Annotated in this window: 23 protein-coding genes; 8 read left to right on the forward strand and 15 right to left on the reverse strand. The window is 41.2% G+C overall.

Annotation, left to right across the window (positions count from 1 at the left end; translation table 11 throughout):
• Window positions 1-87 precede the first annotated feature (87 nt).
• Window positions 88-1,272 carry a cation:proton antiporter gene (locus VKA52_RS15425; RefSeq protein WP_326316316.1) on the forward strand — a complete coding sequence of 395 codons (1,185 nt, stop codon included), beginning with the start codon at window positions 88-90 and terminating at the stop codon, window positions 1,270-1,272.
• 55 nt (window positions 1,273-1,327) lie between these two features.
• Here the strand turns inward: VKA52_RS15425 and VKA52_RS15430 are convergent, their stop codons facing one another.
• The 6 genes from VKA52_RS15430 to VKA52_RS15455 form a co-directional block, all read right to left on the reverse strand.
• Complete coding sequence (locus VKA52_RS15430; RefSeq protein ID WP_326316317.1) at window positions 1,328-1,654, reverse strand: four-helix bundle copper-binding protein; 327 nt, start codon at window positions 1,652-1,654, stop codon at window positions 1,328-1,330.
• A gap of 72 nt (window positions 1,655-1,726) precedes the next feature.
• Window positions 1,727-2,398 (reverse strand): response regulator transcription factor, encoded by a 672-nt coding sequence (locus VKA52_RS15435; RefSeq protein WP_326316318.1) that lies wholly within the window; start codon window positions 2,396-2,398, stop codon window positions 1,727-1,729.
• Window positions 2,373-3,770, reverse strand: a complete 1,398-nt coding sequence (locus tag VKA52_RS15440) for a sensor histidine kinase (protein WP_326316319.1) — start codon at window positions 3,768-3,770, stop codon at window positions 2,373-2,375. Before VKA52_RS15440 ends, VKA52_RS15435 begins: the two co-directional genes overlap by 26 nt.
• An 81-nt stretch (window positions 3,771-3,851) precedes the next feature.
• Window positions 3,852-5,900, reverse strand: a complete 2,049-nt coding sequence (locus VKA52_RS15445) for a heavy metal translocating P-type ATPase (protein ID WP_326316320.1) — start codon at window positions 5,898-5,900, stop codon at window positions 3,852-3,854.
• A gap of 24 nt (window positions 5,901-5,924) precedes the next feature.
• Window positions 5,925-7,418: a multicopper oxidase family protein gene (locus VKA52_RS15450; RefSeq protein WP_326316321.1), complete on the reverse strand. Its 1,494-nt coding sequence runs from the start codon at window positions 7,416-7,418 to the stop codon at window positions 5,925-5,927.
• Window positions 7,419-7,435: 17 nt separating this feature from the next.
• Window positions 7,436-7,696, reverse strand: coding sequence for an SHOCT domain-containing protein (locus tag VKA52_RS15455; RefSeq protein WP_326316322.1), 261 nt, complete (start codon window positions 7,694-7,696; stop codon window positions 7,436-7,438).
• A 245-nt stretch (window positions 7,697-7,941) separates the two neighbouring features.
• Between VKA52_RS15455 and VKA52_RS15460 the strand changes: the two genes are divergently transcribed.
• Entirely contained in the window at window positions 7,942-8,577 is a 636-nt protein-coding gene (locus tag VKA52_RS15460) for a YdhK family protein (RefSeq protein ID WP_160913975.1), read from the forward strand.
• A gap of 101 nt (window positions 8,578-8,678) precedes the next feature.
• Here the strand turns inward: VKA52_RS15460 and VKA52_RS15465 are convergent, their stop codons facing one another.
• The gene (locus VKA52_RS15465) at window positions 8,679-10,052 is read right to left on the reverse strand and encodes a hypothetical protein (protein ID WP_326316323.1); all 1,374 of its coding nucleotides are present in this window, start codon (window positions 10,050-10,052) and stop codon (window positions 8,679-8,681) included.
• 350 nt (window positions 10,053-10,402) lie between these two features.
• Between VKA52_RS15465 and katG the strand changes: the two genes are divergently transcribed.
• From katG to VKA52_RS15495, 6 genes are all read left to right on the forward strand, one after another.
• Complete coding sequence (katG, locus tag VKA52_RS15470) at window positions 10,403-12,637, forward strand: catalase/peroxidase HPI (protein ID WP_326316324.1); 2,235 nt, start codon at window positions 10,403-10,405, stop codon at window positions 12,635-12,637.
• A gap of 226 nt (window positions 12,638-12,863) precedes the next feature.
• The gene (locus VKA52_RS15475; protein ID WP_326316325.1) at window positions 12,864-13,235 is read left to right on the forward strand and encodes a group-specific protein; all 372 of its coding nucleotides are present in this window, start codon (window positions 12,864-12,866) and stop codon (window positions 13,233-13,235) included.
• 16 nt (window positions 13,236-13,251) lie between these two features.
• The gene (locus VKA52_RS15480; protein ID WP_326316410.1) at window positions 13,252-13,767 is read left to right on the forward strand and encodes an RNA polymerase sigma factor; all 516 of its coding nucleotides are present in this window, start codon (window positions 13,252-13,254) and stop codon (window positions 13,765-13,767) included.
• Complete coding sequence (locus tag VKA52_RS15485) at window positions 13,748-13,990, forward strand: hypothetical protein (protein WP_326316326.1); 243 nt, start codon at window positions 13,748-13,750, stop codon at window positions 13,988-13,990. The genes VKA52_RS15480 and VKA52_RS15485 overlap by 20 nt, the downstream gene beginning before the upstream one ends.
• A 245-nt stretch (window positions 13,991-14,235) precedes the next feature.
• On the forward strand, window positions 14,236-14,535 hold the full coding sequence (locus VKA52_RS15490) for a hypothetical protein (protein WP_326316327.1): 300 nt from the start codon (window positions 14,236-14,238) through the stop codon (window positions 14,533-14,535).
• A gap of 212 nt (window positions 14,536-14,747) precedes the next feature.
• Complete coding sequence (locus VKA52_RS15495; RefSeq protein ID WP_326316328.1) at window positions 14,748-15,701, forward strand: calcium/sodium antiporter; 954 nt, start codon at window positions 14,748-14,750, stop codon at window positions 15,699-15,701.
• 507 nt (window positions 15,702-16,208) lie between these two features.
• Here the strand turns inward: VKA52_RS15495 and VKA52_RS15500 are convergent.
• Genes VKA52_RS15500 through VKA52_RS15535 form a run of 8 tightly spaced genes read right to left on the reverse strand, consistent with a single transcriptional unit; the run spans window position 16,209 to window position 25,226 of the window.
• Entirely contained in the window at window positions 16,209-17,093 is an 885-nt protein-coding gene (locus VKA52_RS15500) for a CPBP family intramembrane glutamic endopeptidase (protein WP_326316329.1), read from the reverse strand.
• 35 nt (window positions 17,094-17,128) lie between these two features.
• Complete coding sequence (locus VKA52_RS15505; protein WP_326316330.1) at window positions 17,129-18,619, reverse strand: class I adenylate-forming enzyme family protein; 1,491 nt, start codon at window positions 18,617-18,619, stop codon at window positions 17,129-17,131.
• Between the two features lie 12 nt (window positions 18,620-18,631).
• On the reverse strand, window positions 18,632-19,933 hold the full coding sequence (locus tag VKA52_RS15510; protein ID WP_326316331.1) for an amino acid racemase: 1,302 nt from the start codon (window positions 19,931-19,933) through the stop codon (window positions 18,632-18,634).
• Between the two features lie 18 nt (window positions 19,934-19,951).
• Complete coding sequence (locus VKA52_RS15515; RefSeq protein ID WP_326316332.1) at window positions 19,952-20,521, reverse strand: hypothetical protein; 570 nt, start codon at window positions 20,519-20,521, stop codon at window positions 19,952-19,954.
• The gene (locus tag VKA52_RS15520) at window positions 20,511-21,848 is read right to left on the reverse strand and encodes an ABC transporter permease (RefSeq protein WP_326316333.1); all 1,338 of its coding nucleotides are present in this window, start codon (window positions 21,846-21,848) and stop codon (window positions 20,511-20,513) included. The genes VKA52_RS15515 and VKA52_RS15520 overlap by 11 nt, the downstream gene beginning before the upstream one ends.
• Window positions 21,849-21,883: 35 nt before the next feature.
• Complete coding sequence (locus VKA52_RS15525) at window positions 21,884-22,789, reverse strand: ABC transporter ATP-binding protein (RefSeq protein WP_326316411.1); 906 nt, start codon at window positions 22,787-22,789, stop codon at window positions 21,884-21,886.
• A 42-nt stretch (window positions 22,790-22,831) separates the two neighbouring features.
• Window positions 22,832-24,085: a phenylacetate--CoA ligase family protein gene (locus VKA52_RS15530; RefSeq protein WP_326316334.1), complete on the reverse strand. Its 1,254-nt coding sequence runs from the start codon at window positions 24,083-24,085 to the stop codon at window positions 22,832-22,834.
• A 25-nt stretch (window positions 24,086-24,110) separates the two neighbouring features.
• Complete coding sequence (locus VKA52_RS15535; RefSeq protein ID WP_326316335.1) at window positions 24,111-25,226, reverse strand: 3-dehydroquinate synthase II; 1,116 nt, start codon at window positions 25,224-25,226, stop codon at window positions 24,111-24,113.
• Between the last annotated feature and the right edge of the window lie 11 nt (window positions 25,227-25,237).

The raw sequence follows: 25,237 nt of genomic DNA on the forward strand, positions 1-25,237 counted from the left end.
GATATCATATAACTGCATAAACACACGTTTCATTATTTTACTCAAAGGATAATGGCAAACCATACATAGAAATAAAGGAGGGCGACCATGTCCATTACACAAGGAATTCTCCTATTGTTTATCGGTTTTTTCATATTTACACTCGATAAAAAGCAGGAAAACCTGCCTGTACCGACGGTTCTCGTCTTTATCGGCATCGCTTTATCTTTCATCCCTTACTTTTCTTCCATCGAAGTGACCGAGCATATGATTTATCATGTGTTTCTGCCCGCTCTATTATTTGTGTCCGCCTATCGTTTCCCGGCAGATCAATTTAAAAAGCATATGGGTTTGATCCTTTTTCTAGCTACGGCCGGTCTTCTGTTGACAGTCGGGTTCTTAGGAGGTCTTGTCTATGCGATCAGCGGACCTTTTCTTTCACTCTCGTTCATAGGCGCTTTACTGCTGGCTTCTATTTTAACGCCAACGGATCCTGTGTCTGTGGTTTCGATCTTAAAGAATTCTACCGGCAATGAAAAGATTGCGGATGTGGTGGAGGGTGAATCCCTTCTGAATGACGGAACCAGCATCGTCATGTTTTCTGTACTTCTGGGCATCTATACGAGCGCTGAGGATTTCACTCTCCTCTCCTTCGCAAGCGAGTTCTTACTCGTTTCTTTAGGGGGGGCCGGTCTTGGGATTGCGTTCGGTTGGTTGATGAGTAAAGGAATCCATTATACGCCTAACAAAGAATACCAGGTGATGCTGAGCATCGTTCTTGCTTATGGCATTTTCAACCTGGCAGAAGCCCTTGGTGTTTCTGGGGTTCTTGCAACCGTTTCGGCCGGTCTTATGCTTTCTTTCGAATACGGCAGAACGATCAAAGAAGAACATTTCAAGGATACATTGGACGGTTTCTGGGGGATTGTAGAGATCTCCGGTCTCTCTCTATTATTCTTGCTGATCGGAATCAAAGCCGCCCCCTATTTGAGCACCCCTGTCTGGGGGTTCGCGTTTGTCGTCTTTATCCTATCCATGCTCGTACGGTTCCTCATTATCGCCGGCAGCACAACCCTCTTCCCCCATTGGCGGAAGGAAATATCCTGGCGTGAATCCACGGTCATTTCGTGGTCCGGACTTAAAGGAACAATGTCTGTGTTTCTCATTTTAAGTTTTCAAGTGCAGCAGACAAGTAACCATGAAATGTTTCTATCGTTAGCTTTTGCCACTGTCCTGATTTCTCTTATCATCCAAAGCCTTGGAGTCTATCCACTTTCAAAGAAATTGCTGTAGCCTCCTATTACAAAAATAAAAACAGATCAGCTGAAAAGCTGATCTGTTTTTTTGTTTATGCAATTTTTCTACAAGCATCTGCACAATCCTGGCAGGCTTTCGCGCACGCTTGGCAGTGGTCATGATCATGCTTGGCACATTCTTTCCCGCAATCATCACAAATCTTCGCACAGACGGATGCAAGTTCCGCCACATAAGGAGTTCCTCTTGTAATCGCTGCTTCTAAGTATCCACAAATATCTGCACACTCACGATCCAGACGAATACACTCAGCCATCATTTTCACGTTTTCTTCTTTAAGACAGGCATCATAACAGTGGTTGCATGCCTCCATACAATCATGTAGCACCTTAAGCGTTTCCTGATACTGCTGGTGAGCCATACATAATTCCTCCTTAAAATTTTGATCTTACACAGTTATAATACCCAGTACCGGTATAAGTAAACATATTTTTTACTTTTTTATCCATTTGTATCCGACACCCCATACCGTCTTCAAGTGGTCATTGATTGGAAAACCTGTGCGCCGGATTTTCTCACGGATGTGTCGGACATGAGAGTCAATCGTTCTTCCTCCTGTGTCTGATTGAATGCCCCAGACGAGATCAAGCAGATCATTCCTATCATAGACATGATTCGGGTGTTTGAGCAGAAGCCCTAAGAGTTGGAACTCTTTCGGAGTCAGAGGGATCGGTTCGCTCCCATAGTGGAGCTCATATGTATCACTATTCCACTCCAAGCCATTCATTTCGATGGAAGCTTGTGGATTTTCTCTCCTTAATAACGCTTCAATTCGTGCGATCAGGATTTCTTCATCGAAAGGCTTGGTTATGTAGTCATCCGCACCTGTCTTCAAACCTCGGATGACATCTTCCTTCTGATCTTTTGCGGTCAGCATAATGATGGGAACCTCACTGAATGTACGTATGCGCCGGCACGTTTCCATTCCATCCATATCCTTCATCATAATATCCAGAAGGACCAGGTCGTAAGAATAGTTCCGGAGTTCTTCCAAACCTTCCGCTCCGCTTCTAACTTTGCGAACCTCATATCCGTGAGGGACCAAATACAATTCTAATAAATCCAACATTCGCTTTTCATCATCGACTAAGAGAATTCTTTTCATCGTTATCTTCCTTTGGCCAAGTGATTGAGATGGTCAACCCTTCATCATTGAAAGCTTTCACGGATCCCCCGTGCAATTCAATGATTTCCCGTACAATGGATAAGCCCAGTCCCGTTCCTCCGATCTCTCTGGATCTCGCTTTATCTACACGATATAAACGTTCAAATAAGTAAGGCAGAGAGCTTTCAGGGACCCCGGGCCCGTCATCAGATATTCTTATCATCACGTGCTGTCTTTCTGTTACAGCAGTAATCATTATCTTTGTTTCTTCGCCTCCATAACGGAGAGCATTTTCCACGATGTTAAAAAGGACCTGTTTGAACCGCATAGGGTCGGCATAAATTCTCGTGTTTGATGGAACATCTATGAACAAACGGGCTTTCTTTTCCTCTAAGGCAGGCTTTAGATGTTCCTTTACCTCTGCAAGAATCTTCGACACGTCAACGAGTTGAGCTTCAATAACAAACGAATTTTCATCCATTTTTGCAAGTTGAAAAAGCTGTTGAACCATGTCGGTCAAGTGAGTGGCTTCTTCTTTGATGATCTTCAAATATTTATCTTTATCTTTGAAGGATGTCTCCTTTTTTGACGCCACATCGGCATAGCCTTTGACATAGGTGAGCGGGGTCCTCAGTTCATGAGCAATCGCAGATAAAAAATCGTGACGCTCTTTTTTTATCCGTTCGAGATCCTCAGATAATCGGTTGATCGACGAGGCGAGAACCCCCAGCTCATCATTCGGATGTTCATCCAGATACTCTTCCACTTTGCCGGTACTTAAGTTCTCTGTGACTTCTTTCATCCGAATAAGAGGACGCGTGATAAGTTTGGACAAAGCCACAACAATCAGGACTGTAACCAGGATAAGGACGACCATAACAAGAACAAACTGACGGGTGAGATGACCAATGATGCTGCGTATTACTTCAGAGGGAGAAAACATGATCACCTTTCCGATCTGTTCATTCTCCACGATAATCGGGGAGACCGTAGCCACATAGGACTCCGTTCTCCACTCATCCTCAATGATTCTCTCTTTTTCTTCTGCCTTTCCGTCAATTGCTTCATAGAATACATTAGGGTAGGTTTCTCCATTAAACGATTCTGATAGGATCTTTCCATCCCCGTCGGTGATGATCACCTCTGTTACAGCCTCCGATTCCATCAAGGCAACGTGAGCGAGAGTGGATGCATCAAAATTATTCTCCAACACATCCCGATGACCGGCGCCGCGCGTCAATAACTCCTCCATTACTTCATTGATTCGATGGGAAGAAACGGTTGTATATAATACGGCAAAAAGCAAAAGCTCAATTAAAATCATAGAAATCAAAAAGAGTAATCCTAATTTGATTGATATTTTATGCTTCATATAACCTCTCATTTTCAGGGGAATACCTTGTTCATTCAATTCTACCCTCTATTTGTGCAGAAACTGTGCAGAAAATGGGAATCAGGATGCTTTGAGAAGTTTTGCGTTAATCGCTACAATCACTGTACTCAAACTCATGAAGACCGCTCCGACAGCAGGACTTAATACGATGCCGACAGGAGCAAGAACGCCTGCGGCCAGTGGAATCGAAAAGATATTATAGCCTGCTGCCCACCATAAGTTCTGAACCATTTTCTTATACGTGTTTTTCGATAAGGTTACGATTGATACAATATCTCGCGGATTGCTCTTCACGAGTACAATATCCGCTGTTTCCACCGCAACATCGGTTCCGCTTCCGATGGCAATCCCTACATCGGCAGTTGCGAGAGCCGGCGCATCATTGATTCCATCCCCGGTCATCGCCACTTTCCTGCCTTCTGCCTGTACTTTTTTCACTTGCTCCGCTTTGTGATCCGGCATAACTTCTGCATACACTTCATCTATGCCGATTTGTTCAGCCACCCAGTCAGCTACTCGTTGGTGATCCCCTGTAAGCATGATCGAGCGGATTCCTCTTTCTTTCAATTCAGATACAGCTTCTTTCGCAGAATCCCGGACCATATCTGCTAAAGCAATCATCCCGATATAAGTGTCATCCAGAAGAACAAATACGACCGTTTTGCCTTGTTCCGATAAGCGGCTGAACGTGTCCTGATCATAGTCGTAATCGTTCTCTGCCATATATCCCGGACTCATGACTTTCACTTCTTTTCCATCCACGGTTCCTTTCAAGCCTTTTCCTGTAACGGAATCAAAGTCTTCCACTTTTCCAAGAGAAATCTCCCGGTCTTCTGCTTCCTTCAGAATCCCTTGAGCCAATGGGTGTTCAGAATTCTGCTCCGCACTTGCAGCCCAGTAAAGAAGATCCTTTTCATCGTCTTTTTCCGGCATAAGGTCGGTCACCCCGAACTCCCCTTTGGTGAGCGTTCCTGTTTTATCAAAAATAACAGCATCAACATTCCGTGCATTTTCAAACTGTGTCCGGTTCCTTATGAGAAGCCCCTGTTTTGCAGAAAGAGAAGTGGATACTGCAACAACTAATGGTGCCGCTAACCCTAGAGCATGAGGACAAGTAATAACCATCACCGTGACCATACGTTCTAGAGCGACATCCAATGAAAAGCCTAAGGCGAGCCACACCACAAACGTCGTAATCCCTGCGCCCAGAGCCAGGTAGAACAGCCATTTAGCCGCCCGGTTTGCGAAATCCTGTGCTTTGGATTTTGAGTTCTGCGCTTCTTCCACAAGGGTAATGACCTGTGATAAATAGGTGTCGTCTCCTAACTTTTCTACTTCCAGCGTGAGACTTCCTTCTTTATTAATAGAACCACCGATGACTTCTTCTCCCGTTTCTTTCTCTACCGGCACCGATTCACCCGTAAGCATGGATTCATCAATGGCTGACTTTCCATCTATGATTTTCCCATCAACCGGGATTTTTTCTCCCGGCTTCACAAGGACCCGATCATTTTCCTTCAATTCACTCACTGGAACATCTTCGACTTGATCACCTTCTGTCAGGCGATGAGCCTCGCTCGGCATCAGCTTCACCAATTCCTGTAAGGCATTGGAAGCTCCCATCACGGACTTCATTTCAATCCAGTGACCAAGGAGCATAATATCGATCAACGTCGCAAGCTCCCAGAAGAAGTTCCTTCCTGACCATCCGAATACCACGAGGGAACTGTAGGCATAGGCCACGAATATAGCAAGCCCGATCAGAGTCATCATTCCAGGATTTTTATTTTTCAGTTCATCGATAGCGCCCGTCAAGAACGGCCATCCTCCGTAGAAAAATACGAATGTAGCTAAAGCGAATAACACGTATTGATCAAACGGAAACGTAAAGCTGAATCCCAAAAGCTCCTGGATCATAGGAGAAAGGACGAGGATAGGGATGGTTACGATTAAGGATATATAAAACCTTCGTTTGAAATCATCAATCATCGCCCCGTGGTCATGACCTTCGTGAGAATGATCATGGCCTTCATGAGAATGATCATGATCTTCATGAGACTCTTCATGATGGTGCTCTTTATGTTTTTCATGAGAATGTTCTTCACTCATCGTTAAAACCTCCATTTCTGTGAATTAAGGCTGATTCGTCTGATTCAGTTCGAAAGGTGAAAAAACACTTTCGTAATCGACAATGGTTACCATGCCACGATCCGCATGATTATTATCATGACAATGGAACAACCATTCCCCTTTATTGTCCGCTTCGAAGTAAATCGTATACGATTCTCCAGGTTTCACATTAATCAAATCTTTCACGACAGCTCCTCCGCCTTCTGCTTCCACTTGAAAACGGTGGCCATGCAAATGCATGGGATGATTCAACCGCCCTTCATTCGTGATGTCCACTTTTACAATATCTCCTTTTTCCACTTGAATCGGTGGTGTATCAGGGAAAACACCGTCATTAATCTGCCAGACCATCCCTTCTCCCATGTTCATCCCCATACTAAGGTTCATATCATACGACACGTCCACATCCGGTACGTTATCAAAAAGCAGATCCTTACTGGCATGGGAAGTACCCTTGCTTACCGCCTTACCTTCAGCCTCTACTTGTAAATTCTCCGCTTTAGAATCCGAAGAGAGAACGGGAATCTGCATATCTTGAGAGTGTTCAATCACTGGCATTTCCCCAATCATTTCATCAGCTTCTCCCTTCGTATATAAGACATCGATCCTTTCACCAGGGGCAATCTCCAAAACGTTGTCTTCCCCGGAGTTTTGTACAGGTTCCGCATCAACAGCAATCATTTCCATCGATCCTTCAGGAAAAACGAGACGGTGCAGCTGGTAGCCGGCATTCACAAACCGAAGCCTCGCTGTTTCGCCTTCTTCCATTCTCAAAGGTTCGATGGCCTCGCCAGCTTTGCCGTTCACTGTGAAAGTATCGTACATTTCTTTTGTATCGGCTTCTCCATCTCCCTGCATGGAACCCATCATCATGCCGCCCATATTGGTCCAATTCTCACGGTCCTGGTTGACCGCCCACTCATCTAAAATGAAAACTTCATCCTGTTCGCGTTTGTCTTCTTTTTCTTCAACGACAAGTGGCCCATATAATCCCTTGTCTACTTGGAGAGAACTATGTTGGTGTGAATGATACCAATACGTTCCAGGGTCTTCTGCTATGAATTCATATGTGAAGGATTCCCCTGGTTCAACAGCATCCTGGGTCACCCCTGGCACCCCGTCCATCCGGTTAGGGAGAATAACCCCATGCCAATGAATGGTCACAGGAACATCTAATTCATTGTGCAGTTCCACCTGGACTAAATCGCCCTGTTCAACGTGTAAGGACTCACCAGGAACTTTTCCGTTATAGGTCCAGGCCTGGACGGACTCCCCCTTTTGTATTTCCCACTCGGTTTCTTCCGCCGTTAGTTCAAATTTTTTGGTTGGTCGGCTTCCAGCCTCTATCGGTTGAATATCCAAAATACTTGTTCCATCTTCACTGGTATTTAAATTCCCCGAGCTCTTCTGCTGCAGGAATGGAGATTGGAAAAATACCCAGACTCCTATGCCGATGAGCACGACGATCATAAATGAACCGAGCCACATCCTGTTCATGATTTGCACCTCCAACATCAGTCATCCAATTTCTTTTTCAAGCGGTCGTATTCTTCTTCTGTAATTTCCCCGCTTGCCAAACGTTTCTTTAATACCTCTTTAGACCTTGGCTCCCTATGTTCTCGATCATTGGAATTGCGCTCTTCTGCATTTGGTTTCATCATCCATCTGACAATGAAAAAAATGGCGATGATCAGAATCAAGAGAATCAATCCAAAGCCGAAAAAGCCCCCGAAGAAGCTGTTTCCCATTCCACTACCGTCCATCATTCCACCCATTTTCATTCCTCCTTTTTCATAATACCTATACCTTGTACTGTATATATTTAAGCTAACAGGTTCTATTTGTCTATCCCCATCAATTGTGCAGAATTTATGGATTTTTTATAGACTTTTTCTTCATCCTCTTTTCATTGCTCTATATCCTTAGATTCATTTATCGCTTGTAAGAGGGCTGTCATTTCTCTATAGAAGAAAAATTTGGTATATTGTTTTCCATCATATAGAAAAGGAAGGAATGCGAAATGAAAAATGGTTATGTCATCACAATTTTGTTCAGTCTGCTTCTGGTTATAAGCGCGTGTGGGAATAGCGAAAATCAAGAAGTTGAAAAAAATACGGAAGAAACACCACCGACAGAAGAAACCAGTCAGGATGAAATGAGCGGAGATGATATGGAAGGCGATCATTCTACGGAAGAAGGACATGGTCACAGCATGTCCAGTGATGGAGAAATTCCAGAAGGATTGCAAACCGCTGAAAACCCTGCCTATAACGAAGGCGATCAGGTGATTATTGAAGCCGAGCACACGGAGGGTCATGACTCAGTAATGAAGGGGGCAGAGGCTACCGTGACAGGAGCTTTTGATACCACCGCTTATGCCGTATCTTTCACCCCGACTACCGGTGGAGACCCGGTGACGAATCACAAGTGGGTCATACATGAAGAGCTCGAAAATGCGGAAAGTGCTCCTCTCTCAGAAGGAACAGAAGTGACGCTGGCGGCTGATCATATGGAAGGAATGGATGGTGTAAAGGCGACCATCGACACAGCTGAACAAACCACTGTCTACATGGTTGACTTTACAACCGTTGACGGGGAGCAGGATGTGACCGACCACAAATGGGTAACGGAAAACGAATTGCGTTCACCTGAATAATAGTCATACAAAAACGGGGCGGTAGAAGATGATCTTCTACCGCCCCATGCTTATCCAAATATGGTGACCATTGCTTTAGAAACTCCCCTTTAAAAAACACCTTAGTAGACGAGTAGTGTAAGAAGCGAGATTCCTATTCCTAAGAAACCGAGCAGAATACTATAGGGCAGGTTTCTCAGCACAATCTGATAAGGATTCATTCGTAAAGCTACTGAAGTGATGGTAACGATCAGACCATAAGGGGCGGAAGGCACCGTAGCAATCGCACAGGCAGACAGAAGAATGGTCAGGGTCACCTCAGGGAACGTTCCAATCAACAGTTCACTCACACCCCCAAAGATCCCCATCGTCGCAAGCGGATGAACGCCCAGCAGCGTCATCACAAGGAAAGCAGCCTGAATGAAGAGCATGATGAGAAGCGGACTTCCCTCAAGCGCAATCAGAGGATCCTGTAAATACTTCAAGTATGGCGAAGCATTCAACGTCTCTGTTAAAAAGGATAGCGACAGCAGGAGAACGATGAAGTTACTTAAATGGTTCGTCTTCCATTTCCATGTCGGCCAGCCGACATGCAGGAAACTCCGTCTCCGCTTCACAAGCACCGCCCATGTGAAAGCGAAGGGGAAGATCGATACGGTGACAGCAAAAAGAAAGTCCAGCTGAATGACGTTTCCTAAAAATACGACCACGGATAAAAACAGGACGAGCGCGACAATGAACTGGACGAGTTTCTTCCTGCTTTTCCCTGTCCCTTTTTCTAGTGAAGGGGGTGCTTCCATCCCGTATTTGCGAAACATCATTTTCCCCATGAAAGAATCCATCGAAATACCAAGAACCGCGATCAGCAGCATCCACGGCAGCACTTCTAAATAATTCGCCCCTGTAATGAAAATCGAAGTCGCAAGCAGGATTTCGAGCGGGCTCCATAACAAAGCAAGCGAATACCCACGAAGTGTCGCCATTAAAATGAAGCTGTTCTTCACCTTCGTTTTCACATCTTTCAACTGTTCCTTCAACAAGTCCTGGGAAATGGTGGCGGAAGACAAGTTCAGGAAAGCGGCAAGAGAAACCATGGTGACTTCACTCCGGACATATAAAGAACCAAGTCCCTTGGCGTTACTTCCTAATAAGGATTGCAGGAGTTTGTTATACCTTCCCGCTTTTACTACACTATTCATCCATGGAAGCATGGATAATAGGAAGAGCAGTCCAATGTTCCCGGCAAAGAACGAGGGAATCTCCTGGAAGGTCGTCTCACTCGAGAAGAAGAAAAACGCACCGGCGACTAACAACACCATTCCTAAGATCTTGAACACACGATCCGATCGAGGAAAACTGATCGCCAGCATGACGATTCCAAGAATTCCGATGATGGTGTATAAAGTCGAATTGTTCCAAAACACGTGAACGACATTCAAGGCGAACACGAATGAGTAAAATATGTACAAGTAGTTGGATATGTGACGCACAATCATTCCCCTATCTCATCGACTGGATTTCTATGTTTGTTTGGGTGCATCGATTACTAGAATCAATGCTTTCATGCTATACACAATGGGAATATTTTTCAATGAATTTGTATTTGAAAAGCAGAGACTTTTTCTTATGCGTTTATCCATGCAGATTTCTCTTTCCCATCCACTAACAGCCCCATTCGTAACTTTATCAATCTATTAAAATATGATTCACGTTTTTCTTCTATATAATGAAATAAAATTTTTCCAGTAAATCAGAGGGTTCTGCCTTTCAAAAAATGACTCTTTTTATTATAATTATAATCTAAGACCGATTATAATTTTTTCACAAATATAGGAGGGTATCATTCATGGACAAAAATGAAATGCATGACAGCCAAGCTGGTAAGTGTCCCGTAACCCACGAAAAAACGAAAGAAGAAAGCGCCGTAACGACAACGAAAGTCGGCACAACGAACAAAGACTGGTGGCCCAACCAGCTGAACCTGCATATTTTACGTCAGCATGATAAAAAGTCGAATCCGATGGGAGAAGACTTCGATTATGAAGAGGAATTCAACAAACTCGATTATTACGCCCTGAAGCAGGACCTGCACGAGTTGATGACAGACAGCCAGGACTGGTGGCCGGCAGACTACGGACATTATGGCCCCCTTTTCATTCGTATGTCCTGGCACGCAGCCGGTACGTATCGTACAGGAGATGGACGCGGTGGTGGTGCCACAGGAAACCAGCGATTCGCACCTCTGAACAGCTGGCCGGATAATGCGAACCTCGATAAAGCACGCCGTCTGCTTTGGCCGATCAAACAGAAATATGGCAATAAAATCTCCTGGGCAGACCTGCTCGTACTTACTGGAAACGTCGCGCTTGAATCCATGGGATTGAAGACCTTTGGCTTTGGCGGAGGACGCGAGGACATCTGGCATCCAGAAGAAGATGTCTATTGGGGAAATGAAAAAGAGTGGCTCGGTGACAATCGTTACTCCGGGGACCGTGAACTTGAAAGCCCACTCGCTGCCGTGCAAATGGGGCTCATCTATGTAAACCCGGAAGGTCCAAACGGCAACCCGGACCCACTTGCAAGTGCACGCGATATCCGCGAAACGTTCGCCCGTATGGGAATGAATGACGAAGAGACTGTTGCTCTAGTCGCTGGTGGTCACACCTTCGGTAAAGCTCACGGTGCCGGCGACCCTGACAAAGTCGGTGCATCCCCTGAAGCCGCTGACATTGAGGATCAAGGCTTAGGCTGGATGAGCTCTCACGGAAGCGGGAAAGGACGCGACACGATCACAAGTGGTGTCGATGGTGCATGGACAGCGAACCCGACCGTTTGGGACAACGGCTATTATGATCTATTGTTCGGCTATGAATGGGAATTGACGAAGAGTGCAGCAGGTGCGAACCAATGGGCGCCGGTCAATCCTAAAAAAGAGGACATGGCCCCGGATGCGGAGGATCCTTCGGTAAAAGTCCCTACGTTTATGACGACAGCCGATATGGCGCTTCGTATGGACCCGGATTACGAAAAGATCTCCCGTCGTTTCCATCAAAATCCGGATGAATTTGCCGATGCCTTTGCTCGTGCATGGTTCAAGCTGCTTCACCGTGACATGGGACCAAAAGCAAGATACCTCGGACCAGAAGTTCCGGATGAAGACTTGATTTGGCAGGATCCGATTCCAACAGTGAATTACGAATTAACCGATGCTGAAGTGGCAGAGCTGAAAACAAAAATTCTCGACTCAGGTCTTTCTGTCAGCCAACTTGTGAAAACGGCCTGGGCTGCAGCAAGCACATATCGTGGATCGGACATGCGTGGTGGCGCGAATGGTGCCCGCATCCGACTCACTCCACAAAAAGACTGGGAAGTGAACGAACCACAACAGCTTTCCAAGGTACTTGCCGTCTATGAGGGCATTCAAAAACAGTTCGATAAAGAAGTCAGCCTTGCTGATTTAATCGTCCTTGGCGGAAGCGCAGCCGTAGAAAAAGCGGCCAAAGATGCAGGCGTCGAAGTCCCCGTTCCATTTGTCTCCGGACGCGGAGATGCCACTCAAGAACAAACAGACGAAGAAAGTTTCGAAGTCCTCGAGCCGATGGCGGATGGATTCCGTAACTATGAGAAGAAGAGATATACGTTGAGCCCTGAAGAGTTGCTCGTCGACAAAGCACAGCTTCTCGGTCTTTCTGCACCGGAAATGACTGTACTGGTCGGCGGTATGCGCGTACTTGGTGCCAACTACAAAGACACAGACTACGGCGTATTCACTGACAAAGTCGGCACACTAACAAACGACTTTTTCGTGAACCTTCTTGATATGAACATCGAGTGGAAGCCGAGTGATTACAATGAATATGAAGGTCGCAATCGTCAAACAGGCGATCTTGTCAGAAAAGCAACACGCGTCGACCTCGTCTTCGGATCCAACTCTGTCCTGCGTTCGCTTGGTGAAGTGTATGCACAGGAAGACAACAAAGAGAAATTTGTCCATGACTTTGTTGCTGCCTGGGTGAAAGTAATGAACGCGGATCGTTTTGATTTGAAGAAGAAGAAAGATTTAGCTTATCATAACGCGTAAGTAAAAAGCAGGAGGCCTCTAGCCTCCTGTTTTTTTTCGTTCATGTAGCTACTCCTCTCCACTTCGCTTGCGTTAAAGCTTTACCATAGTTAAGGGGCAGGCCCGATCTACAAAAACCCCTGTCTTTTTTACTTGCCCCAATCATTTCCACTTTTTTCAATTTCATGTGAACCATCCCGCTTTCTCATTGGTATAGTTAGTAAAAGAACCTTTGGAGGTGTACGCAATGGATGCAGGCTGGATTGTCTCATTGATTGTTGTGGGAATTTGGATGGTCATTATTTTAGGCATTATGATTCCATTGGAAAGAAAACACATCGTAAGAAAGAACGGAAAAATTGATTATCATAAAACAACGATTTTCCTAAGATGGAATGTGTTCGATACGCTGACACTCGCTTTAGTCGTTTATACCATCATTTGCGTACAGGCGCTTAACTTGCTGATTTCATTAGGGCAGACGGTAGACAATGTCTATGTCCAATTCTTTACGAATCAATCGCAAGCTTGGACGATCGTAGCTTTCATCTACCTGCTTATGAGACTATCGAACACCCTGAAGTCCATCCGCGCCCGCTATGGAGGAACCCTTGAATAAAACGGCTGAAGACTGGATGAGCGATTACCAGCATGGAAACAAAAATGCTCTGGAATCACTTTATCAGTTGTACAAAGAGCCTCTGTACTCGTTCATTTACCGCTATACCCGAGACGAACCGTTCAGTGTGGACGTTGTTCAAGATACCTTTGTAAGACTGCAACTTAATAAAATGCAATACGATCCAGAGCGAGGCACACTTAAAGCGTATCTCTTTCAAATCGCTTATCGCATCATGATTACGAAACTAAATCGCCGTAAGAAATGGCAATCCCTTCTACCATTTTTAACACCACAGCCGGCCGACTCCTTTTCCCAAGAAGATAAAATGTCGGTTCAGGAAGCGGTATCTAAGCTACCTGCCACTCATCGGGCTGTCATTCTCTTATCCTACTACCACGACCTGCCACACGCGGAAATCTCGAGTATTCTCAATCTTCCCATTGGAACGGTCAAATCACGATTGCATACAGCCATTCAACTGTTAAAAAAAGACCTCGAGGTGAAAAGTAATGAAGAAAAACCCCTTTGAACGAGAAGAACAATTGAAGCATCAGTTAGACCAATACAAGGTGGACGTTTCAAATGTCGAATGGGAGAGGAGCCGGAAAAGCCGGTGGATTCATTACTTAGCTTCCCCGACGAACAATCCATTAGACCTTCTTATGGAAACGATGCGGGGCTGGACGTTGACGAAAGTCATTCCGGCTGTTCTTTCCATGTGTCTGGCCATTTTGCAGGTCATCTTCCTGTAGCGCGAGCAGAAGAATAGCCTGCCACTCTCCCTTTCGTTAATGCAGGAGTACAGTAGGGACAGTCACCGATATACAATTTGTCATGTGGGTATCGATTCCACTTCAAGAATAACCAATGAATGTGGCTTTAGACAACGGACCACGCTTTCATAGATATCTGCTATCATGGTAGAGGGGATCAATATTCCTACTGCGGAGAGTGGACCAACTAAAAAAAGCCCCCGCTTACAAAGGAGGTATGCTGTGTGGATCGTAACCATGAAGAGGAAGTGATACGAAATTATCAAAAAGGCGAAAAAATGATGATTTTGCTTTTTGCCCAGTGGTGTATCAATCATGACCTGGATCCAGTGGCTATTTATAAAGAGGCCTATCCTTATCAGGAGAAAAATAAAGAGCTGATCGATGCCTTGGAGCTGACCGTATCGAAGCAGGAGTCCGATCCCATTGATTCTGAGACTCTTCTTGAAGTGCTGTCTCTCTATGGAAATGACGACCTTGCTTTTGTTGTATCTGATTTAATCAGCCGTAAAAATTTGAAGTAAGTAAAACTAAAAAGAAAGCACCTTCTCGTGATGCCACCGGGGCACCACGAGAAGGTGCTTTCTTTTGGTGCGTGTTATTTTGTCGCACTTCCCTTACTCCGTCTATCCTTTACCAAGTGACTAGCTTGAAAAGCTGCCCCTGCTTTTCAACTGCAACGAATGAGGGTATGGTAAAACTAGTAAAAAGTATAAAAGGAGTTTGAGGGGCAAATATGGCATACGTTTTATTAATTGTCGGCTTCGGTTTATTAATCAAAGGAGCCGATCTATTCGTTGATGGGTCTTCCAACATTGCCAGGCTACTCCGTGTACCTCCTATTTTAATAGGGTTAACGATTGTAGCTTTCGGCACAAGCTCTCCCGAGGCGACAGTCAGCATCATCGCAGCTTTACAAGGAAATGCTGAAATTTCGCTGGGCAATGTTGTAGGAAGTAATATCTTCAATGTCACTCTAGTTGTAGGGATTGCCGCTTTCCTTTACCCATTAATGGTAGAGAGCGAAACAACGAAAAAAGAAATCCCATTTGTATTGCTCGCTAGTGGAGCATTACTCGTACTTATTAGTGATACGGAGTTACAAAGTTTAAGTGAAAACTTGCTTACACGTAGCGACGGTATCATCTTTTTATTGTTCCTATCTATTTTTATGTACTATGTGATTGAGGTGGGGCTGAAAAGTAGAAAAGAATCGACACCTGAAGCCATCCCCCCTGGAATCAAGTGGGGAAAAAACAGTCTTGTGACGCTGGCAGGTTTAGTAGCTATTATTTTTGGCGGCGACCTGGTGGTAGACAGCGGCACAGAAATTGCTTATGACCTCGGTATGAGTAAAACGTTGGTGGGATTAACCATCATTGCGATAGGTACATCCCTTCCCGAACTCGTAACCTCCATATCCGCAGCATTAAAGAAAGAAAGTGGAATAGCATTAGGGAATGTAGTGGGCAGCAATATCTTCAATATTTTGTTTGTTCTCGGGGCTTCCGCTGTCATTTCGCCTTTATCTGTAAATGGAAAAATCTTTATCGATGTCATGATTATGATTGTACTGAGCTTATTATTGTTTCTATTCTCAAGGACCCATTATAAAATTGGAAAGATCGAGGGTTTCATCCTTGTGGCCATGTATATCATTTATCTTGTTTACATTATTTTGAGAAACTGAAAGGGTTATTAAAGGGAAAATCACTTTCGTCTTTGAAAATCTGAAATAAAAAAGCCCCGGCACTATAGCAGTGCTGGGGCAAAAATAAACAACTTAGGTGACCCAACCATGTAAGAATCATCCTTGATTCTACACATTTTTTGAAATTCAGACTAACTCGAAGGACAATGCTTCTGAGAATTCGTTTGCTTTTCCGGTTAAGCCTCATATGCCTCCCTTCCATTTTTCGTGATTCGCAAATGAAAGGTGAAACACCAGCTAAGAGAATTCTCACTGTTTCATTACTCAATCCTCGATCTAACCTCAAAAACACATAATTGAAACTCGGTTAAAGAGATATCCGGTAAAATCAATAAAGGACAATATGATTCTACCTTATATGTCCACCAGGCTGTAAATGATTTGCCCTACATTTAACATGATTGAAGTGAAAGCTGATGCGGACAATCATGATGCATCACTATTTTTAATAATAGATAAGGAAAGTTTAAGGACAAATATTATTATTTATATATGTACTGTGATTGCACCACTGAAAAACATCCAAAAATTTAATACGAAATGGAAAATCACAACAGGTAAAAGACCGCCCGATTTAACAGTTAGACCTGCCATATAAATACTTCCTACTCCAAATGCTAAACAAATAGCAAGAGGAATACCTAGGCTGTAATGATAAAAGCCAAATCCAAAGCTTGTAATTAATAAAGCTGACACTATATCTGTAGATTCAGACAGACGACTCAGGATTATCCCCCTCCAAATAAATTCTTCCAAGGGTGCATTAATGATTGCAAACAAGAAACTATAAATTAAAAGAACTGTTGAAATTTCAAAATTAGGATTAAGGCTGATATTAACTAGAAAAATACCACATGTAACTATCGAAAATATAATCAAAAACAGCCAGATTGGAGGGTGATCAAAGCCCTTCCAAATCCAAGGGAAAGAGAGACGTTGTTTAAAGTCACCAACTTTCCAATAATAAATTGGTTTGGAACGAATAATAACAGAGACTAATAACAAAAAAACAATATAGAAAACAAGCAGAAAACGACTTAATATAACACCAAGTTCAGGGGAAATTCCTGACTGAAGAAGCCAATTTACAAGCGGATCCTCTAACACATGAAAAATGCTAAATCCACATACAAATGCAGAGCTTGTAAGTGCTACAATTCTAAAACTGCTGAAAATAAGAGAAACTAAAAATAAAGCAGTAAGTATTATTACCATAATTAAGTAATGAGGAAACAATTGTGTAAATAGAACACTAGTCAAAAACAAAAAGAAAATAACTAAATTTCGTATGTTGTTTTTTCTTTTAAATTCTAAACCTATGTTTATCAAAGATTGTAGCATTCCTTTACTCCCGTCATTTTGAACTTGCAAAAAAAGAGAGTAAATAAAACATATTTTCACCCTCTCTACCTTAATTCATTTTCTTCTAATGATAACAACTTTTCACGATCTGGCTTCCCTGCAGCTGTCAGAGGAATCGTGGGTAATGCATGAAAATAAACCGGTTTTTTAAAAGAGGGCAGCGCTTTTATGCTTTGCTTAATCATGTTTATTAGTGTTTCTTTCGTTTCATTAGAAGCATCAAATACCACATAAGCAATGGGGCGTTGCCCATAATTGCTACATTTCTTTCCTAATACAACCACTTCTTTCACATTTGGAACATCAATGATGTAATCTTCTACTTCGGTGGAATAAAAATGAAAGCCTCCATGATTGATCCGATCCTGTTCTCTTCCTTTTAAATACAGATAACCTCTGAAGTCAATATAACCATAATCACCAGTACGAATATAATCGCCAAAAAAAGTCTGATTATTCTCTAGATCATTCAAATATCCTTCCATTGTATGGGGTGAATCAATACATATTTCTCCAACTTCTCCTGTGGGCAATTCCTTTCCAGTCTCGTCAAGGATCAAACACTTCACAAAAAAAGATGGCATTCCTACAGATCCATGTTTTTCTAACCATTCTGACTCATCAATAAAGGAAATACCTCCAACTTCACTGGTACCATAAAAATCGATAAAGGACGAATGAGGTGCTTTCACCATTAAACGCTCCTTTAAAGTATAACTTATTGGAGAACCTGTAGTCATAATAGTTTCTAATGTTTCTGGGAATTTTTTGTTATTGGCTTCTATCCAATCAAGAAAGCTTGTAATGCCAAGCGGTCCTGAAATAAGTTGATTTATAGAATACTTGTCACACAGCAACCATGTTTTTTCGTTAGAATTACTCTCTGAGAGCACAAGTGTCTTGCCCTCTTGCAAAACTGAAACAGCCAATGTAAGGTGAGAGCGAAAAAACAAAGGACGCGTAACTAAGATATATTCCGTATGATCTCGAAAATAATCTGGATGTATTTTCAGGAAAAATGAATCCGGCTGAACTAGAATCCCTTTTGGGATACCTGTCGTGCCTGATGTGAAGAATATTAGAGGGGAACTAAATTCTAGTCGTGAGTCTGGTTCCTTCTGGGTTTGATTCTTAACATCCCTATAACTTTTTTCAACCGCAATCAGGGTGACATTATTAATCTTCGCCGAATTTTCTAAGTCTTCACATACAGAATGATCTGAAATAAAAAATGCACCAGGATTCTTATTCCACAAAAATTCAATATCCTCTTTTTTGTATTGAGTATTCAAGGGAATTATATTTGCGTTGATTTTAATTAGAGCTAATAAAACTTCAATATAACTTACTGTATTGTTCATATAAATCATTACAGGATGTTTAGAGTTCATACCACTGACCTCGAAATACCGAAACCATTGATTAACTTTTTCATTAAGTTCTTTGTATGTGAGCTCTTTCATTTCATCTATTGCAGCGATACGTTCTGGGTAATAGAAAGCGTATTTCCCAATTCTTTCAATTAATGAGTCCATTATGCTCCTCCACTATGTTTTTTCTATTATATCCAAGTGTCTCTTTGCCATCTTATGATCAGGATTATAATGAAGTGTTGATTGAAAAGCTTCCTTTCCTTCTTCTACTTTTTTGACTTTCATATATGCTTGACCTAATGAATAATAAAGTTCGTCATCTTGCAAGCCATTAGTTAAACAAAAGTTAAATTCATCGATTGCTTTGTTAATGTTCCCACCAAAACCTTCTGGAGTATTTAATAAACGCATACCATTCACCTTACGTGCCAATAACGAATTAGGAGATATCTCTAACGCTTTAAGTATCTCCCTTTCAAATTGAGGAAGGAGCCGCATCTTCTGTAGAACACCTGTATTCTCCATTAAACGTCCTATTGAAATAGCAAGCCAGGCATGCGCTTCACAGGATTCAGGCACTTCTTTTACTACTTCTTCCATGATTTCCTTACCTCTTTTATAGGACTTTTGTGTAAGATATTCCTTACACCTTTCTACACCCTTTTCAACAATAGAGTACTTCCCCTTAGGAAGTTCAACGATTTTATCCACCACTGTTTCTCTCTCATGACTAATATTTTCTATTGTTTCTTCTCTTTGATATGTTTCATTTTTATTTTTAATTTCATGCTTAAAACTATCATGTACAGAACATGATAAAGCTTTCTGCGCTAGCAACTCGGTAGTATCTATACAAGGCAAAGGTGAATTGAAATTATTAATTAACAGAGGTAGTTCCGTACATGCTAATATTACTTTCTCACTTCCCTTATTCTTTAACCTATTAATAATTGATAAGATAATTTTTGTAGCTCTCTCATTAAGACGACCAATCAGGAGTTCATCTGAAATAATTGTATCTATAGTACCCTTTTCAACTTCATTCGGTTCCACGAGTTGAATCCCTGCTTCCTTGAGCTTTTCTCTATATAAAGAAAACTGCATAGTTGGGAATGTCCCTAGTACTGAAACCTTACGAATATCATTCTTCACGCATTCTTCCACGGTTAAATCTATAATATTAAGTAATGGTATAGAAGAATTCTCTTGAACCTCATCAAAAACGTAATGCGCTGTATTGGCAGGAATAACAGCAAACTCCGCACCTGAATTTTTCACAATTTCAACTGATTCTAATAGTAAATTAGTCAAATAACTAAAATCATCGGTTATATACTCGTTCTGGGGATGAGCATGCATGGAAATTTCCGGGGATCTATTGTAACGACTAATAGATTTAGTTACAATTTCTTTATAACATAATGCTGCACCTACAGCTGTTACACTAACAATTCCAATGTGTTTAAAAGAACTCATTTTTTACTCCTCCATTGCTTACCGTCTCTCTAGCACATTTAAAGACTCAGGGTCATTTTGAAGACGATATTGAATTATTTCTGGATTAAAATATTCTAAAAGTTTTATTCCAGTATTATTTGTAGAAAAGAAGTGCAGGTCATATTGCTTGTAAGGAATGCTTTCTCTGGTCGATAAAGGTTCAAATTTAAGACTTTTGACAATCCCATCCCAATCCTTGGTCTGATTAGGTAAACACCATCCTCTTTCAGTTATATTTCTAGAGGAAATCAATCTATCTGCCTTTAATATGTTACCTATCACATGTTCCTCCTCTAATACTTTTTGGTAGAAATTAACTGGAACATGATCAGGATAGAGAATCATAAAATTATGGGAAACTATGAAGTTTCCAAAACTAGTATATAAATAAGATTCTCGATAGATTTTATCTGCTTTTTTCTCTTGTTTTACAACTTCAACCTTTATTTCATCTCCACATATACTCTCTAACATGTCGGTGGTTCTTCCATTTGAATTTAATAACAACTCAAATACTATTCGGTCTATTTCTTTCATTTCAAAACCCCGCTCATTTTTATTTATCAAAATTCATTCTCCATAAAGATATGATTAAGAAAAATAACCCAAATGCTCCTAACACCATAGAATGCAAGAGCACATCTTGAAAACCCAACCCTCTCACTAAAAGGTTTTGATACCCTGTTAACGCCCATGCGTGGGGAGTAATCAACGCTATATTTTGCATTATTTCAGGCATTATAAAGAGAGGGACCATCGTTCCTCCTAAAGCTGCGAGGGTTAAAGCCAATAGAACCGACCATCCCGATATTTGAGAGTCTGTCTTGAAAGTTGCTGCTATTAACATCCCTAAACAAGAACTTGACCAGACTAGTGATAATGTTACAATCAATAGTCCAAGAAATGAGGACCCTAATGACATGTCAAATACTATATTACCGAATCCAAACAAAACGACCACTTGAATGATTCCAATTATGTAGTTTGGTATCATTTTCCCCATGAACAACTGCCATTTATCTACGGGTGCCGCCAGTATCCTCCGAAATGTTCCGTCATTTCTCTCATTTATAAATGATCGACCAGCAAACATAATAATAAAAAAAGCATACATTACAGTGTAACCAGGGACGTTTTGCTCAAATGCATTTGGTCGTTCTACTCGTTCGTTTTCCGTGGCAGAAAATGTTTCAATCGTAATGCTAGGATTATCAAAAGAACTCTTAGCTGTTTCTACCAGTTCTTCCTTCATGTTCCCAAGGTCTGGTGAATTACTTTCATCTGTGGTTGCACTGACCTCATTGATAGGATCCTTAATATTCGCTTGTTCTGTAATAGTCTCTATTTGATTCTCATATGCAAGTTCTACTTCTTCAATCTCCTCTGTAAACATCTGATTAATATCAGAAACTTGCTCATCCACCATCCTACTAACTATATATTCAACTTCAAATGCTTGAGATACACCCTCAATGGCCCTGTTGATAATTGAACTCATATTAGCTTGGGCTGGGTCTTCATAAGAAATAATCTCTAAATCTTTACCACTATCAATCTTATTACCGAAGTCTTCCTGTATAACTAAAGCATAAGGATATTCTCCACCGCTAACTTGTTCCCTAACCACGGATTCAGTGACTGCCTCATCCCCTACTAAAACCTCAATACCCTCTGTAGATTCTAGACTGTCAATAAATTTCATTGAATCTTCTGACTTATCATTGTCTACTACAGGAAGAATTATGGTACCTTCATCTCCCCCTTGAAATACAGGCATAAGGGCAAAACTCATAATAGTCATAAGCATTAAAGGAAGCATGAATAAGACCACTACAGCCCCTGGGTCTTTTATCATTACTCTTAAATCTTTTTTTGCAATTGCTAGCCATTGCATATCCTGGCACCCCCTTCTTCATTTCATTTGCATTCCTAATCTCTCAACTTCTTACCAGTTTTAAATAAGAATAGCGTCTCTAAAGAAGGCTGCATTATATTGGTGACTTTCACTTTGCTGTTCTTTTGTTTAAAGAATTCAAGAATTTCTGTAATATCATCATTAGCGTCCTCAACTACCACTTCAACCTTTCCCTTTGCGTATCTCATGTCGTGCACACAAGGCATTTCAGAGAGACTATTTTTATATTGATAAGGGTCTTCTTTCTCGTTGAAAGTGAATTCAATTACCCCGCCATAAACCTGATCAACCAATTCCTTTGTAGTTCCCAGAGATATAACATCTCCATTGTCTACTATAGCAACACGGTCACATAAAGTTGTCGCTTCCTCCATATAATGAGTAGTGTAAACTACCGTAATGCCTTGTTCTTTTAGTAACTTGATCAAGCTGAATATTTGGTTTCGAGACTGTGGATCTATCCCAACAGTTGGTTCATCCATAAAAACAACCTTTGGATCATGAAGTAAAGCTGCAGCTATATTAATCCTTCTTTTCATACCGCCAGAATAATTTTTTATGGGATCTTTGGCGCGTTCTTTCAGCCCGACCAGATCCAACAACTCCAGTACCTTAGTATTTAATTTTTTACGCTTTATCCCGTATAATTCTCCAAAAAATTTAAGATTATCAACAGCATTTAACATGGGGTATAACGCAATATCTTGTGGCACAATCCCTACGATACTTTTAACTTTCTTTCTATTTTCCCTTACATTCATCCCATTGATGAATATCTTCCCTCGATTTGGAATGTTTTGAGAAGTCATCATTGATATAGTTGTGGTTTTACCAGCTCCGTTAGGCCCCAATAGTCCAAAAACTTCCCCTTGGTTGATAGTTAAGTCAAAGTCTTTTACAACATGATTTTCTCCATACATTTTATTCACTCTCTCACAAACAATCATGGACACTTTATCATCTCAACCTTCTTCATTTTTAGTCTTATCGAGTGTGTTTATATACACAGGCTTTAAACTCACTTTATTTTTGAGAAGTTCCTCTGGATTGATTAGTTTATTGTCCCAGTCTAGGCGAACTTTAACTGAGCTATTTAATGTTTGAGATAAATGAGCCTCAATCCTATTGATGTCTTTTTCAAGCATGGATTGTCTGTAATTAACAATCACTCTTAGATGGTCACTCTCCTCATTAACTTGCCAAGCTATCGGGATACTTCTCAGGGAATAAATAGCATTTTGAATGTGTAAAGCTTCTAATATTTCCCCATTAGAATTAAATATTCTCTCTCTTTGACGACCATGGACGATAATCTCACTGCCTTTATGTCCACATTTACATTTAGTTTCCTTAATTGACACTACATCTTCATTTAAATATCTAATTAAAGGAGACCCCTGATGTGAGAGCGTAGTCACAGCTAAAAGCCCTTTCCCGTTAGCCAACGGTACTTTTGAATGTTCATCCAAAACCTCCGTTATAAAATCCTCTTCAGAGATGTGCATTTTCCCATTACGGCACATGGAAGCAATATTTGCAGTCTCTGTAGACCCGTAAAAACCGTACACTGGCACATTAAGAACTCTTTCCAGATACTCTTTCCTTTGGTCCCCTAGTAATTCACCCGCTACACACACTGCCCTCAGATGAGGAAAAGCCTCGGACATAGTGAAGTCAAGCATTTTAGCAGTTTCAATTAAAAGTTCTAATTCTCTTGCTAACCCTGCAAATACTGTAATTTCCAAATTCCTCATAAGCTCTAAAACTTTCACATAAGGGGTAATCGTGTTTCTGCTACTAGCTGGAACCACCCCAGCTGAAACTTGAGCACAAGCCTCTTGCATTAAATATGCTGGACATGAAAGCGCAAATGGAAATCGAATTAAAACTAAGTCATCTTTATTTAGATTGACCCCCATTTGGTTAAGCTGGGTGCCCCCTGTTTTTAGGTCTTCACGTGTAAACCAAGAAGAACTACTTTTACCAGTTGTTCCTGAGGATTCGTGGTAATGAGCAATTTCTGAAAATTCAACACCTAATAAATCATATGGTGATGCAGACAATAATTCATTTTTCGTAGTCAAAGGAATGGAGGACAACTCATTCATTGATATGTTTTCTGTATTATAATTTGATAACTTTACTCTATAAAAATCCGATTGCTTTGATAATAAATTTCTGAGCTTCACTGCCTTTTTATTTAAGAGAACAGTCATCTTTTATACACTCCTATGAGTTTGGTCATTGTTCTGTGATTGTTTCTGATATTTTCACTCCCATATGCCGGCCAGGGTCACAAACATAAGCCATAATTTCATCACCCGGCTTAAAGGTTGTAGCACTTTTAGGGTTTCCATTACCATCAAATATCCTTATATGCCAATCATCTTGAACAATAGTGTTTATTGAGATCCCCTGATATTCACATTCAATCAAAAGTAAAGGCCTTACCTCTATCTTCATTCTACCTACATTTACTGCCCTACAGTTACCTTCTAAATCCACTACTATAACTTGATTGCCAACTCTCAGATCAGTAATATATTCAGTAGTATCATCAGGGCACCAAACGTACGAATGTACAGCACCTGCATTCACCCGAAAAGGGCGGGTATTCATGTATGGAAGGTAATGGGTTTCACTACAAACCATTAAACCTCCAGAAGAAGTAGAACCCACAACCATAGCTTCTTCTTTTGTTAATAGACTTGTAGTGTCTATACATGCTCTTTCCCCAGCGTCTAAATGTTCAACTTTTTTTACTGTAGCTTTTATAATTTCCAACTTTGTATTTTTAGTCTTTTGTATAAGATTATTAATACTTAATATCTCTTCCACATTATGAGAAGAAAGTAAAATACCGTTTGCACCAACTTCCATTACATCAAATGATATTCGTCCCTCATTTGTACTTGTTACACGTTTTACAATGTTTATTTTATATTCCTGCAACTTAGCTATAACTAGTTCTAATGGTATATTGGTTTCATCTTTAAAGTCTAAAATTAATGTTGGATTCTCTACACCATGTTTTACGGCTTCATTCATTGTCTTTTGGTCAAATACTTCAATATACCAGCTTGTTTGGAAGCCTATTCTTCTTGCTTCTTTAAGTAATTCTAAATCTAAAGACACGATATTAATCATTTCATCTTTTGCATTGACATCTTTGATTTCGTCAATGCTTTCTGTGAATATATGTTTTTCTAAACGAGATGAAATTGGAAATTCCTTCACTTGTGTACTAGATAAAAGAACACCTTTGAAAGAGATACTCTGGTTAATCGATGGTAAAACGATCTCAGCTTCTTTTTCAGTAATTTCTCTTGCATCATACAAAGTAGATTTTAAAACCATTTATATGTACT

Origin of the sequence: Halobacillus sp. HZG1, from assembly GCF_035818575.1 — a bacterium.
GTDB lineage: Bacteria > Bacillota > Bacilli > Bacillales > Halobacillaceae > Halobacillus > Halobacillus litoralis.